At 50.5% G+C, this 13,717-nt stretch carries 9 protein-coding genes and 1 pseudogene; 5 read left to right on the top strand and 5 right to left on the bottom strand.

Going from position 1 to position 13,717, the window contains the following annotated elements; genetic code table 11:
- Positions 1-249, top strand: a pseudogene (locus GS601_RS20725) (photosystem II q(b) protein); the annotation flags it as partial.
- A 277-nt stretch (positions 250-526) separates the two neighbouring features.
- Positions 527-1,663 carry a saccharopine dehydrogenase family protein gene (locus GS601_RS20720; protein ID WP_162425199.1) on the top strand — a complete coding sequence of 379 codons (1,137 nt, stop codon included), beginning with the start codon at positions 527-529 and terminating at the stop codon, positions 1,661-1,663.
- Between the two features lie 127 nt (positions 1,664-1,790).
- Here GS601_RS20720 and GS601_RS20715 read toward each other — a convergent pair whose 3' ends face one another.
- The 4 genes from GS601_RS20715 to GS601_RS20700 form a co-directional block, all read right to left on the bottom strand.
- The gene (locus tag GS601_RS20715) at positions 1,791-3,059 is read right to left on the bottom strand and encodes a cation:proton antiporter domain-containing protein (RefSeq protein ID WP_162425198.1); all 1,269 of its coding nucleotides are present in this window, start codon (positions 3,057-3,059) and stop codon (positions 1,791-1,793) included.
- Positions 3,060-3,146: 87 nt separating this feature from the next.
- Positions 3,147-4,208 carry a WG repeat-containing protein gene (locus GS601_RS20710; protein WP_162425197.1) on the bottom strand — a complete coding sequence of 354 codons (1,062 nt, stop codon included), beginning with the start codon at positions 4,206-4,208 and terminating at the stop codon, positions 3,147-3,149.
- A gap of 328 nt (positions 4,209-4,536) precedes the next feature.
- Positions 4,537-5,883, bottom strand: a complete 1,347-nt coding sequence (locus GS601_RS20705) for a (Fe-S)-binding protein (RefSeq protein WP_162425196.1) — start codon at positions 5,881-5,883, stop codon at positions 4,537-4,539.
- A gap of 1 nt (position 5,884) precedes the next feature.
- Complete coding sequence (locus GS601_RS20700) at positions 5,885-7,201, bottom strand: FAD-binding oxidoreductase (RefSeq protein WP_162425195.1); 1,317 nt, start codon at positions 7,199-7,201, stop codon at positions 5,885-5,887.
- A 180-nt stretch (positions 7,202-7,381) separates the two neighbouring features.
- On the opposite strand from GS601_RS20700, the gene GS601_RS20695 reads away from it, so the two are divergent.
- From GS601_RS20695 to GS601_RS20685, 3 genes are read left to right on the top strand one after another with little or no spacing between them, the layout of a single operon-like run.
- Positions 7,382-10,807, top strand: coding sequence for a PAS domain S-box protein (locus tag GS601_RS20695; protein ID WP_162425194.1), 3,426 nt, complete (start codon positions 7,382-7,384; stop codon positions 10,805-10,807).
- Between the two features lie 2 nt (positions 10,808-10,809).
- Positions 10,810-11,979 (top strand): hybrid sensor histidine kinase/response regulator, encoded by a 1,170-nt coding sequence (locus GS601_RS20690; RefSeq protein WP_162425193.1) that lies wholly within the window; start codon positions 10,810-10,812, stop codon positions 11,977-11,979.
- Positions 11,957-12,673: a response regulator transcription factor gene (locus tag GS601_RS20685; protein ID WP_162425192.1), complete on the top strand. Its 717-nt coding sequence runs from the start codon at positions 11,957-11,959 to the stop codon at positions 12,671-12,673. Before GS601_RS20690 ends, GS601_RS20685 begins: the two co-directional genes overlap by 23 nt.
- 12 nt (positions 12,674-12,685) lie before the next feature.
- On the opposite strand, the gene GS601_RS20680 is transcribed toward GS601_RS20685, so the two are convergent.
- Positions 12,686-13,696: an ABC transporter permease gene (locus GS601_RS20680; RefSeq protein ID WP_162425191.1), complete on the bottom strand. Its 1,011-nt coding sequence runs from the start codon at positions 13,694-13,696 to the stop codon at positions 12,686-12,688.
- Positions 13,697-13,717 lie beyond the last annotated feature (21 nt).

Genomic DNA, 13,717 nt, shown 5'->3' with positions numbered 1-13,717 from the left:
CCGGTCGTCGGCATCTGGTTCACTGCCTTGGGTGTGTCCACGATGGCGTTCAACCTAAACGGGTTCAACTTCAACCAAAGCATCATCGATTCTCAGGGACGAGTTGTCTCGACGTGGGCTGACATGATTAACCGGGCGAACCTGGGCATGGAAGTGATGCACGAGCGCAATGCTCACAACTTCCCGCTTGACTTAGCGGCTTCGGGTGTAACTCCGGTTGCGCTGCAAGCCCCCGCAATCAACGGTTAACAGTTTGGAAAAAGGGAGAGCTTATCACAAGAAGAACTCCCCACTCTATACAACCCTCGATTGAAAATAACCCCCAGTTCTGTACGGACTGGGGGTTCTACTATTTAATAGGTTAGATATTTTTATAAAACTTAACCGTAAGCAAAATAGCTGGCTAACCTCCAGGTGGGGACGAAAGGTAGAGAACTTTGGCAAAGCACTTGGTTATGATGGACGCAGCCCATCGACTTATGCCCAAGCTTCAACGGGGCGTTAAAAAGTTATCTATCAATAGATCATGCAGGTTTTGATATTAGGTGGCAGTGGACGGATTGGCAGCAACGTAGCAGCGGATTTGCTGGCTCATACATCAGCAGATATTGTCATTGCAGGACGCAATCCTTCTGGGGGAGAAAAGCTCAGCCAGCAACTTGGAGAGCGGGTTAAGTTTGCGATCGTAGAGTTGAGCGATCCTTTGAGCCATTCTTTGAACCATGGCGGAGTTGATCGCGATCGCTTAGAAGCCGCTATTTCCAGCGCGGATCTGGTCATTCACTGTGCTGGTCCTTTTCTATACCGCGATACCAGTGTGCTAGAAATTTGCATTGCTCGCGGAGTAAATTATATTGACGTGAGCGATCATCCGTCGTTTACCCGAAAGGCATTGGCTCATCGCGCAGCGGCAGAAGCCGCAGGAGTCACAGCCGTGGTAAACACCGGAATTTTTCCAGGTATTTCAAACAGCATGGTACGCCGCGATGTAGAGCAGCTAGATAAACCTGAGAAAATCCATCTGAGCTATGTGGTGGCGGGTTCTGGCGGCGCAGGTGTTACAGTAATGCGGACTACATTTCTGGGCTTGCAGCGTCCGTTTCAAGCTTGGCTAGAGGGGCAGTGGCAAACCGTGAAACCCTATAGCGATCGCGAGGTGGTCGAGTTTCCTACCTACGGAAAAGTTGGGGTTTACTGGTTTGATATGCCCGAAGCGTTCACGTTGCCAGCAACCTTTCCGGTAGAAAGCGTGGTGACAAAATTTGGGACTGTTCCGCAATTTTACAACCATCTAACGTGGAGCGTGGCGCGCTGGTGGCATCCCAAACTTTTGCAGGCGCGCGCCACGATCGAGTTTTTGTCTCGCGTTAGTCATTTTATGACGGATGTGAGCGATCGCTTTAGTGGGGTTGGGGTAGCCATTCGCTCAGAGGTGACGGGGCAGAAAAACGGTCAAACGGTACGTTGCTGTTCAACCCTGGTGGAGTCGGATACGGCAGTGGCAGCGGGAGCGGGAACAGGAACAGTGGCAGCACTAATCTTATCTGAGAAGTTGAAAAAACCGGGTGTTTGGGCGGTTGAGCAGGCGTTGCCAACTGATATGTTTGAAGGTGTAATGCGCGATCGCGGCATTGAAATTCAACAGCACTTATCACCTATGTGAAACAATGCGAACTCTGCTTTTGTTCCTATTGCCGCATCTGTTTTACTTAAGCTGTAATAACTATAGGTTATCAGATTTCACAATTTTTTTAGGCTTGCGAGATTAGCGATAACTTTAGCAATGGAGTTCATGCGCTGCCAGTCCCCCCTTCGTGTTGTATGGGATTCTCTTCTAACGTTGTATTTCGTTCAATGTTGCGTTCGTACCATTTCATCAATGGGGTTGAGCTAACTCCATGCAAAAAGACAGAAATCACGATCGTCCAGAAGGTAATCCATGCGACCTGTTCACCATCTGTGCCTTTAAGCCCAGACCCTAGCGCATAGGCAAGATAGTAAATTGAGCCAACACCTCGAATGCCAAACCAGCCGTAGAACCAGCGCGTTGCAGGGTGTACCTGGAACCCAATGGTGCTAACCCAAGCACCAAGAGGGCGGACAAGAAACAGCAAAAACCCGGCGATCACAAAACCATTCCCTGCATAGGCTAGCATCGGTTCCACGCGGAGTAACGATCCGAGCAGTAGAATTGTGCCAATTTCGGCAAGTTTTTCCAGACGCTCGATAAAGTGAAGCTGAGAAATTGACTTGTCTTGATTGCGCCGCCGCCGCATAGTAATGCCTGCCACAAATACCGCCAAAAAGCCGTATCCGTTCACAATCTCAGTCAGCGAGTAGGCAATCAAGATTGTACTAATTGCAACGAAATCCTCCATGAGTTCGTCAACGCCATGAAATTGCTGGAGAAACCGATCAAGCCATCGAACCGCTTTCGTCACTGCAAATCCGACTACAATTCCGGCGGCGATCGCCCATACCAAATCTACAGCCACCCATTGCCTAAACCAATTCTGCCAATTGCTATCTTCTATAAGATATAAGCCAAAATAAATAAATGGAAAGGCGAGGGCATCGTTCAGCCCGCCTTCTGAGGTTAGCCCAAAGCGCAATTCATCGCGATCGTGGGGATCATCTAATTGCACTTCTGATGCCAAAACCGGATCAGTGGGTGCCAAAATTGCTCCTAACAAAATCGCAGGTGCCCAGCCCATGCCTAACAGCCAATGTGCGATCGCAGCGACTGCAAAAATAGAAATAGGCATCAGAAACCCAATCAGCCTTGCCGTCGATTCCCAAGCCCAAAATTGAAGCGGGCGGTTCATTTTTAGCCCGCAACTAAAGAGCGAGATTAAAACGACTAATTCGGCAATTCTCATTAAGACATTTGCCTCTGGGCGGACTTGAATTAAGTTCAATCCGTAAGGGCTTAAAACGACTCCAACAATCAAATAAATAATGGCATAGGATAGCGGAAGACGCGCAATCAGCCCTGAGCATAATGTGACGATAAGCAAAAGTGTGCCGATTGCCAAAAGGTCAAGAATATAAATGTCCACGGGCGGAGCCTTTCTAGAGAATCGGTACTACTGTAAACTGCCCATTCTGTAAATATATATTCGTCTTACGGTAGAACTTTCAAGAAATCAAGGTTTCTCGATATACCCCCATTTGCCGCCCACCCGAACTTTTGCCATGCCGTCTGAAAATGAGCCAGCATCCTCAAACTGAGGCGCGATCGCAATCTGTCCAACTTTGTTAATATAGCCCCATTTATCATCATATTTAACCGGCGCTAACCCATCAGAAAAGCTTCCCGCATAGCTATATTTTGCTGGAATTACAAGCTTTCCAGTTTTATCGATATACCCCCACAGTTGCCCAACTTCAACTAATGCCATCCCATCAGAAAAATCGGAGGCGAAGTTGAATTTTGGCTGTATTATGGCTGTTCCAGTTTTATCAATATAGCCCCATTGTTTACCAACTCGAATTCGCGCCATTGAGTCTGAAAAGTTGAAAGCTCCATCAAATTGAGGGGTAATGGCAAGCCGCCCGCTCTTATCAATATAGCCCCATTGTTTGCCAACTCGAACGGCAGCAAATCCTTCAGAAAAGCTCAAGGCATCATCAAAATCTTGTTCAAAGATAGCTTTTCCGGTTGGATCAATATACTGATATTTCTGCTCTGTTTTAACGGCAGCTAGTCCTTCAGAAAAACTTGAAGCTGCGAGAAATTGAGGTTGAATAACTAGCTTGCCTTGAAGGTTAATAAACCCAACGTTTGTATTAAATCGAATCGGGGCTAACCCGTTTTGAAATCGCCCTGCGCTAATAAATTTCGGCGAGACAGCGATCGCTCCTTTCTGATTAATATAGCCGTAGCGATCGCCTGCTCTAACAATGGCAAAGCCTTCTGAAAATGGAGCGTAAAGGTCAAAGTTTGCTGCTGGCTGAACAGCAATTTTGCCGCTGCGATCGATGTATCGAAATTCTTCGCCAAGCTGAACCAGAGCAATGCCTTCTATAAAATCGGTAGCGCTATCAAACTGGTTAGGAATCGTGAGCAGACTTGCTGAGGTGTTCTGAGCAACGACCGATCGCACAGAGTTTGCGCTTAGAGATGCCCCAAGGAACGCGAACCGAGTTTGAGGCAAAACATAGGTGAGGGCAAAAGCGACACTAACCCCAACAATAAAGCGCAGCATAGACCAACGTCGATAGACCTGCTGCTAGTTTATCGAGGAATCGTCAAACTGTTGTCAGCCAATCAGCATAGGTCTGAGAACCGCTAAGGCTGACTGTAGAGCAAAAGGATTGTCACCTTGAACAACCTTATTGATAACGATCGCCCACTATTTGTTCTAGAGAAAAAGTGTAGTCGCGCAGAGTTAATAACGACGTAGGGGACGAAAACAAGAGAGCAGATCCTGCGATTCGTTCAAGCTAATCTGTGGTCGCTCACTTTTATCGTTAGGTAGCGTTAGGCTTTGATGCTCAATTCTAATCTAGATGTGTTTACCCCAGCTATTCTCTTTACTGTTCTAGCTGAATTCCTCGAATCGAATAATCTAGCAACTGCATCGGGTGCAGCACCGGAACCGCTTTGTTCTGTAACGTCAAATGCTTGGAAATTTGAACATAGCAGCCAATATTGGCAGAAGCAATCACCTCTGCTCCAGTATTAGTGAGATTCTCAACCTTTTGCCGCCCCAATTCTTCTGCGACCTCTGATTGCAGAATGTTGTAAACCCCAGCGCTACCACAACACAGCGCTGCATCGACTGGCTCTCGCAGTTTTACCCCTGGAATCTGACGCAACAACTGGCGCGGCTGCACACTAATTTTCTGACCGTGCAACATATGACAGGCATCCTGATACACCACGGTTAGCGGCTCGTCTCGAAGCGGCGATCGCTGAGCGGTAAGTCCAACATCGGCGAGAAACTCTTGCACATCTTTGACCTTGCTCACAAATTCTTGAGCGCGAGTGCAGTACTCTTCATCGTCCTGCAAAATATGACCATACTCTTTCAGCGTGTGTCCACATCCCGATGCATTGATCAAAACAGCATCTAGATTCAAATCGGCAAAGCTATCGATCATCTGACGAGCAAACAGTTTTGCTTGTTCTTCTTGCCCTTGGTGATGAGACAGCGCCCCGCAACAGCCTTGTAGTTGCGGCACAACCACTTCACAGCCATTTGCCGTCAACACTCTCACCGTTGCATCATTGACTTCTGGATTGAATAAACGCTGTACGCACCCAAGAATCATCCCAACCCGATAGCGTTTCTCTCCCTGTGCCAAAATCAATGGCGGAATCGTATCCTTAAATGCTTGCGGAGGAATTTCCGGTAGCATTCCTTCCATCGCGGCTAACTGAGGTGAAATCTGTTTGAGAAATCCCAGCGATCGCACTAATTTTTGCAATCCTGTTTTCTGATAAAGCCCCAACGGGCGCAGCAGCGATCGCATCCGGTTAGGGTAGGGAAACACCGAGAAAATTAACCGTCGCAGCGCTTTTTCGCCCGGCGATCGCGCATAGTTACGCTCGATTTGGGGACGAGTAGCGGCGATGAGTTTGTCGTACTGCACCCCAGACGGACAGGTGCTGACACAGGCTAAACATCCTAAACACGAATCGAAGTGCGGCACAGTAGCCTCGGAGAGCGAGCTTTCCCCTTGGTTAATGCTGTCCATTAAATAGATGCGTCCCCGTGGCGAATCCATTTCTTTGCCAATCACGCGATAGCTCGGACAGGTTGAAAGGCAAAACCCGCAGTGAACACACGCATCGATCACTGATGGATCGGGAGGATGGTGCGCGTCAAAGCTTCTGGCTAACGGTTCAGAGTCGATCGAATGGTCGGACGGGTGCATATCAAATTCCGCTTACAAAGCGCTGAGGGCTTAATCGCTGGTCAGGATCGAAGTGCTGTTTCAGTTGCTTCATCAGCGGTAGCGCGTTGCCACTGTAGCCCCAAACATCGATCCTCTGTTTGAGATCAGGAGGTGCTTGCAAAATTGACAGATAACCGCCCAATGATTGCAGCCGCGATCGCATCTCTTGGATCTGGGTTGAGCGCACACCCTCTATCGCCATTTGCCCTAAGCCACTTCCTCCGTGAATCACGGCTGTTGCATTTGGCATTAAACGTTCCATTTGAAAAAGCGCCTCTACAGCATTAGAAGGTTTCACTCCAATCTTGCACAAAACTACGTGCTCTTGCGATGCTTTATCCATCAAATCTTTCGATGTCTGCCATAACGCTTGTTCTACATGGTTCGCACAACTGCTTGTAGACAATCCTAGCGCAGATGCAATTTCATTGAGGCGCGTTGCCTGCAATTCTACACTTTCAGATAGGCTCTGAAACCGCACCACTAACCGGAGTCCTTGCTCTAATTGCAAGTCTACCGCCGTGGGCGTTAACGCAGAACTTAGCAGGGCTTGCAGTGCCTTGGCGATCTGGTCGAAGGTGCGCTTTGTGCCTGGGGCATCTGCCTGTCCCGTTAAAACCACCGTTCGAGACGCAGACGGCAGGGGAAACACTCGAAATGTAACCTGAGTAATAATGCCCAATGTTCCGTAAGACCCTGTGAGCACCTTCATCAGGTCATAGCCTGCTACGTTTTTAACTACTCGCCCGCCTGCTTTGACCAGTTGCCCATCGCTGCGCACAAACGTAATGCCTAACAGCATGTCTCGCACGCTGTGATAGCGATGCCGCCACGAGCCTGTATCTCCCGTGGCAACAATTCCTCCCAAAGTAGCGCCCGTCGCAGAACTGCCCACGGTCGGATCGATCGCTAGAAACTGACCCGCTTTGCCAACGTGCTGTTGCACCTCGGCAAACGACAGTCCTGCTTCTGCGGTAACGGTCAAATCTCCGATCGCATGATCGATCAGCCGATTGAGTCGCTCTGTGCTGATCACCAACGTTGCCCCTGCGACCAAGCCGCCCCAGTGCAGTTTGCTGCCCCTGCCACAGGGCAACACCTGCCACCGCTTTTGGTGGGCAAACGCCATGACTGACGCGAGTTCGGCTTGGGTATGGGGATACACCAAATAAGCAGGCTGCACCCCCGGACGCAGTGCCCGTAAAATTGCCTGTTGCCGAGGCGCTGCCACAGCATCCCACGCTAGCCATCCTGTGGGGCTAACCAACTGTTCTAAGCTCTGAGCCACTGCGTTCATTCTGTGAAATTACGCACACTACGTAACGACTATTCTTGACTATCCTCCCCTCCACGATAGTTTTACTTAGAGAAATTTGAGAATTTCTATGGCACGATCGCAGGGTTGTTTTCATTATCAGGGAAGACCTCCCCCCTTTGCTCAATCCCATCGCAAAACGCAAGCCGCCCGTGAACTGCAATGCAACCGACGGACTCCTCTCCCCCAAACCCAACTCAGAACTCGTCCCCCAATCAGTCGGCTTCTGAACGAGCGATCCGCCCCAAGCACGTACTGGCGCGAGCCGACCCCGACCGGGAAGCGAAGATTAGCGCCGATCTCACTGCTGAACAAATCGCCCAGATCCAAGCGCAGTTGCAGCAAGAACGGCTTGCCCGTCAACGCGCCGAGGCTGAACTGGAAACCTTCAAGCGGCTCTACTCTCCGGCGTGTGCTGGAGTCGAAACGGCTCTTCAAAAAAGCGAAGCCCGCTATCGCCGCCTGATTGAGACAGCGACCGAGGGAATTTGGGTGCTTGATGGGGCGGGAAACACTCAGTTTGCGAACGGTCGATTAGCCCAACTGCTGGGCTACCCGGTGGAGGCGTTGATGGGCAGATCCCTGCTAGATTTTGTGCATGCCGATAGCCAGACCCTAGCCGAGAACAGCCTCCATCGCGCGGGGCAGGGCAGGCAAACCCAGCAAGATGTGAGGTTTCTGCGCCAGTCTGGGCAAGACCTGTGGGCGATCATCTCTGTCAGCCCCATCGTAGATGCTCAAGGAGACGACCTCGGCATTTTGGCAATGGTGACTGACATTACCGATCGCAAACAGACCCAGACGGCGCTAGAGTCCTCCCTTTGCCTGTTGCAAACCACCCTCGAATCAATGGCAGACGGCATTCTATCGCTAGATGGTTGCGATCGCATTTTGAATCTCAATCATCGCTTCATCAAACAGTGGAATTTGCCCGACACCGCACGTTCGTTTACAACCTATCAGCAGATTTTAGATCCTACGATCGCACAGCTAAAACAGCCCGATCGATTTTTAGAGCAGCTTGAAACCGAGTCCGAGCGCCCTGATCTCGAAAGTTACATGATTCTTGAGCTACAGGACGATCGCATATTCGAGCGCTACTCTAAGCCGCTGAAGCTAGAAAACCGGGTGATTGGCAGGGTGATCAACTGCCGAGAAATTACAGAGCAACGGCGAGCCGCCGCCGCGCTGGCAGAACGTGAGGCATTGTTGAGAACAGTGGTGAGCAATACGCCGACCATTTTGTATGCCATTAATCGCGAGGGCGTTTTTACCCTAGCGGAAGGGAAAGGGCTAGACGCGATCGGGGGACAACCAGGTCAGGTAGTGGGGCAATCTGCCTTTGAGCTTTATCACGACCATCCTAAAATCTTGGCAGACCTCCAACGGGTGCTAGATACCGAAGAAGCCTTCAACTCTACGTTAGAAATGAACGGGTTGTTTTTTGACAACCGGGTGACGCCGCTTTACAACGACCAGGGAGACCTGATCGAATTGGTCTGTGTGGCAACCGACATTACGGCTCAGCTTCAGGCAGAAGAAGCGCTGCGCTGTGCCAAAGCCGACCTAGAACGCCGCGTCGAAGAGCGCACGTCAGAACTGCAACGGATCAACGAGCAACTCCAGCAAGAAATCGCCCAACGCAAGCAAATCGAGCAAAGCCTGCGAGAGAGCCAAGTCTGCCTCCGGCTGATGAACAGCATTTCTACCGGCAGTACTGCCGGGCTGTCGCTGACGCAGATCATTGAATCAACAGTGGATGACATTGCCCTCCACTTTAGCGATCTGCGCGTTTTGTATAGCGTGATCGAGGCTGACCAAGTAGAGGTGCTGTACTCGGCTCAGCCCGAAACGATGCCCTCGCTCAAAGGGCTAGTCGATCGATATGTCGGGGCCTCTGATTATCTCAAGCTGCTCAAACATCGGCAGTCTGTCATTGTTGAAGATGTGGAAAAAGAGCCATTGTTGAGCGCGATCGCAGCGCGGATGATCGGACGAAAAACCCGTGCTCTGCTTGCCGTTCCCTTGCAGCATTCAGCTACACACATCGGCTTGCTTTGTTTTAACGCACCGCAGCCCAAACAGTGGAACCCTTACGAAATTGCAACCTTAACGGAAGTCGCAGATCATGTGTCGATCGTGCTGCAAGAAGCGCAAGCACGGCAAGAGCGGCAACGGGCAGAAGAACGCTTGCGGCTATTTGAGTCAGTGGTGATTAATGGCAGTGATGCTGTCATTATCACCAATGCTGATTTAGACAACCCGACCATTACTTATGTGAATGCTGCGTTTGCCAATATCACCGGCTTTACAGCCGCAGAGGTCATCGGTCAGACGCCCAGAATTTTGCAAGGACCGAGAACCGATCGCGATCAGCTAGCCCGAATTCGGCTGCTTTTAACGCAACGCAAATCGGTGCAGGTTGAGCTAATCAACTACCGCAAAGATGGGACAGAATTTTGGGTTGATTTAACAATTATTCCGATTATTGCAGCGGGTGGGGACGTGTCTCATTTTGTGGCGTTGCAGCGCGATATTAACGATCGCAAATGGTCAGAACGAACGCTGATGGCAGCGCAAGCCCGATTGAAATATTTGTTATCCTCGAATCCATCGGTGATTTATACCTGCCAGCCGACTCGGAATCGAGCCTGCACCTTTGTTAGCGAAAATATTACGCAGCAGCTTGGTTATGAAATCTGGCAGTATCTCAAAGACTCACATTTTTGGATTGATCACATTCATCCCCAGGATCTTGCCCACGTCCTCAATACGATGCCGCGATTGCTGGAGGTCGGCGAATTGACCTGCGAATATCGATTTCTCCATCAAGACGGCTCTTATCGATGGTTGCGCGACGGCATGAAACTATTGCGCGATCGCCACCAAAATCCGGTGGAGATCATTGGCTCGGTAGTAGACATCAGCGATCGCAAGTGGGCAGAAGATCAAATCCGCGCATCGCTAGATGAAAAAGAAGTGATGCTCAAAGAAATTCATCATCGCGTCAAAAATAATTTGCAGGTCATCTCTAGTTTGCTGAAGCTGCAAGCGGGGTATATCACCGACGATCGCACCTCAGAGGTGTTTAAAGAAAGCCAAAATCGCGTCCGTGCCATGGCGCTAATTCATGAAAAATTATACCAATCTGAAGATTTAGCAAAAACGGATTTTGCAGAGTATATTCGGAGTTTAGTTACCGATTTGCTTCGCTCCTATTCTATGAATTCACGGATGGTTCAGCTTGATCTCAACGTGGAAGAAGTGCGTCTCAGTATTGATACTGCCATTCCCTGTGGGCTAATCATCAACGAATTGGTCTCAAATTCATTAAAATACGCCTTCCCAGAAGCTCAGCCTGGTAAGATCGGAATCCACTTACACGCACAACCTGAAAATCGATACATTCTTCTGGTCGAAGATACCGGAATTGGCTTTCCGAGTCATTTAGACTTTCGGAGTACAAAATCCCTGGGTTTGCAGCTTGTTTGCAACTTGATCAAGCAGCTACAAGGCACCATTGACCTTGAGTGCAACCAGGGAACCCGCTTTACGATCGCGTTTGCGGAGTCGAAACCTAAAGGGTGATCATGTCATTTGCTACTGTTCTCATTGTTGAAGACGAACGGATTATTGCGCTGGATATTCAAACCAGTTTGCAAAGCGCTGGCTATGGGGTAGTTGCGATCGCAACGTCTGCCACCGAAGCGTTAGAGTCGGTCAAGGGGTTGTCCCCCGATCTGGTGCTGATGGATATTCGGATTCGGGGCGATCGCGATGGCGTCGAAACGGCCGAACAAATTCGAGCCGACTATCAGATTCCGGTGGTCTATCTCACCGCCCATGCCGACGAAAACACGCTTCAGCGCGCCAAGCTAACAGAACCATTTGGCTATATTCTCAAGCCGTTTGAAGACCGGGAACTGATCACGACGATCGAAATTGCCCTCTCTCGCCACAAAGCCGAAGCCGCCATTCAAACCGCGCTGCGGCAAGAAAAAGAACTCAACGAACTGAAAACCCGGTTTGTCTCGGTGGTGTCTCACGAATTTCGCAACCCACTCAACGCCATTTTGTTCTCAACCGAACTCCTTCAGCGCTACGGTGCTCAACTCGCCATCGAAAAACGAGAGGTCTATCTAGAGCGAATTCAACTCTCGGTTAGGCGGATGAACCAGCTTCTCAGCGATGTGCTCACGCTGGCAGAAACCGAAGCAGGCAAGTTAGATTATTCGCCTTGCCCCCTCGACCTACTCAAGCTCTGCCAAGACTTGGTAGATGAAATTCAACCCCACGAGCAGGGGAGCGTGATCCAATTTCGGCACACAGATTACTTGCACCCGTCGCTGCCATGGGGTTGCCATCTAGCCGATCGCTCCCCCTCTCCCCTCCCCCGATTAGATGAGCGGCTCTTACGCCATATTTTGATCAATTTGCTATCCAATTCCATCAAATACTCAACCACAGGGGAACCAATTGTCTTTGCCCTCAGCAGCAATGATGACTCTGTTACGTTTCGGATTCAAGATCAAGGCATCGGCATTCCCCAGGCAGATCACGCCAACTTATTTCAGTCTTTTTATCGAGCGAGCAACGCCAAAACGATTCCAGGAACAGGATTAGGATTATCGATCGTGAAACAGTGCGTCGATTTGCACAAGGGCACGATCGCTGTTGAAAGCGCCGAGGGGGAGGGAACACTGTTCACTGTAACGCTACCGTTGGACAGATCAGCCCATGAAAACGATCCTCGTCATTGAAGATGAGCAATCCGTCCGAGAATCGATTCTCGACCTGCTAGAAGCAGAAGGCTTTCGCAGCATCGGCGGAGAAAATGGCGACGTTGGCATCCAACTTGCTCGGGAGTGCCATCCTGACTTAATTTTGTGCGACATTCAAATGCCCGAACTCGATGGCTATGGCGTCTTGACTCACCTCCGCCAATCGGCAGAAACCTCCAGCATTCCATTCATTTTTCTCAGTGCCAGAACGACCAAGTTAGATATTCGTCAGGGAATGGAGTTGGGGGCAGATGACTACCTGACCAAGCCATGTACGGCGGTTGAATTGCTAGGGGCAATTTCTGGACGGCTCGCCAAGCACCAAGCCTTGCTTCAGCGTTATGGCAATCCCACCCAAGCGCGGACGGCGGTTCAAGCGGTTCAACCTCACTCAGAGTTTGTGCCATCGGCAGACACGCCTCCGTCTTCTGGCACGCGCGATGGCTTGCTCAACCACTTTTACCAAGAGTTACGCAATCCGTTGTCTAGCATTAATATGACGCTGTACTTGCTCAAGACCGAGCCGAGCCAAGATGGCGCGTTGACGACGGTGCAACAGGAGTATGGTCGGGAGTTAGCCATTTTGCAAGAGGTCTATAAGCTGCAAGATGTGTTGATGCCTGAGAGCGCGGCGTTGCTGCGGGGCTGTCACCTGATTGATAGTGGGAATTAACGACAGGGCGAATCAACGAAACTGCACGCGCGGATCGACAACCGCATACGACAGATCAACGAGTAGATTAATCAACACAAATACGATCGCGACAAACACAACTCCGCCCTGCACCACCGGATAGTCTCGTGCCAAAATGCCGTCGTAGATCCAAGACCCAATGCCTGACCAAGAAAAAATAGTTTCGGTTAAGATCGCACCGCCGAGCAGCGTTCCAAACTGGAGTCCGATGGTGGTGTTGATGGGAAGCAGCGCATTTTTAAGGGCATGACGCACCACAACAGATCGTTCGGGCAAGCCTTTCGCTTTGGCGGTACGGATATAGTCTTGGCTTAGCACATCGAGCAGGGTGCTACGGGTAATGCGAGCCACGATCGCGAGCGGAATGGTTCCTAGCGTGACAGCCGGTAAGATTAGATGCGCCAAGACATCGCCCAAAACGGGCAGGTTCAATCTCAGCAGGGCATCTAGCACATAAAACCCGGTCAAGGGTTGAAAATTGAGTCCGCTTTCGATGCCAATGCGCCCGCTCGGAGGCAGCCAGTTGAGCGTGACCGAAAACAGATAGATGAGCAGCAGCCCCAACCAGTAAACGGGGAGCGAAACGCCGATCAGGGAACCGCCCATTGTCAGTTGATCAAGCCATCGGTTTTTGTGGATGGCCGCCACGATCCCCAAGGGAACACCCAGCAAAACCGCGATCGCCATGGCTGCGATCGCAAGCTCGAAGGTGGCGCTCCAGCGCGCCCCAATCTCGTCTAGAACCGGGATGCCGCTTATGAGACTGGTGCCTAAATTGAGCCTCAGCAGGTTTCCCAGAAACACAACGTACTGAAACAAGAGCGGTTGATTTAGCCCTAGCTGCTCTCGCAGTGCCTCAACTTGTTCTGGCGTTGCCCGCTCTCCGGCAAGCACGATCGCTGGATCACCGGGAATCAGCCGCAAGAGCAGAAACACCGCGATCGTAATCCCAACCAACACCGGGATCAGAGCGAGCATCCGCTTGAAAACATACTGAGGCATGAAGAACCGCAAGAAACCGCA

It is taken from the genome of Myxacorys almedinensis A, from assembly GCF_010091945.1.
Lineage (GTDB): Bacteria > Cyanobacteriota > Cyanobacteriia > Leptolyngbyales > Leptolyngbyaceae > Myxacorys > Myxacorys almedinensis.
Note: the sequence above shows the minus strand (reverse complement) of the source record. Positions and strands in the feature narration are given on the sequence as shown.

Coding starts and splice junctions, on each gene's coding strand:
- GS601_RS20690 (WP_162425193.1), top strand. CDS start 10,810: ATGTCATTTGCTACTGTTCTCATTGTTGAAGACGAACGGATTATTGCG.
- GS601_RS20700 (WP_162425195.1), bottom strand. CDS start 7,201: ATGAACGCAGTGGCTCAGAGCTTAGAACAGTTGGTTAGCCCCACAGGA.
- GS601_RS20705 (WP_162425196.1), bottom strand. CDS start 5,883: ATGCACCCGTCCGACCATTCGATCGACTCTGAACCGTTAGCCAGAAGC.
- GS601_RS20695 (WP_162425194.1), top strand. CDS start 7,382: ATGCAACCGACGGACTCCTCTCCCCCAAACCCAACTCAGAACTCGTCC.
- GS601_RS20685 (WP_162425192.1), top strand. CDS start 11,957: ATGAAAACGATCCTCGTCATTGAAGATGAGCAATCCGTCCGAGAATCG.
- GS601_RS20720 (WP_162425199.1), top strand. CDS start 527: ATGCAGGTTTTGATATTAGGTGGCAGTGGACGGATTGGCAGCAACGTA.
- GS601_RS20710 (WP_162425197.1), bottom strand. CDS start 4,208: ATGCTGCGCTTTATTGTTGGGGTTAGTGTCGCTTTTGCCCTCACCTAT.
- GS601_RS20680 (WP_162425191.1), bottom strand. CDS start 13,696: ATGCCTCAGTATGTTTTCAAGCGGATGCTCGCTCTGATCCCGGTGTTG.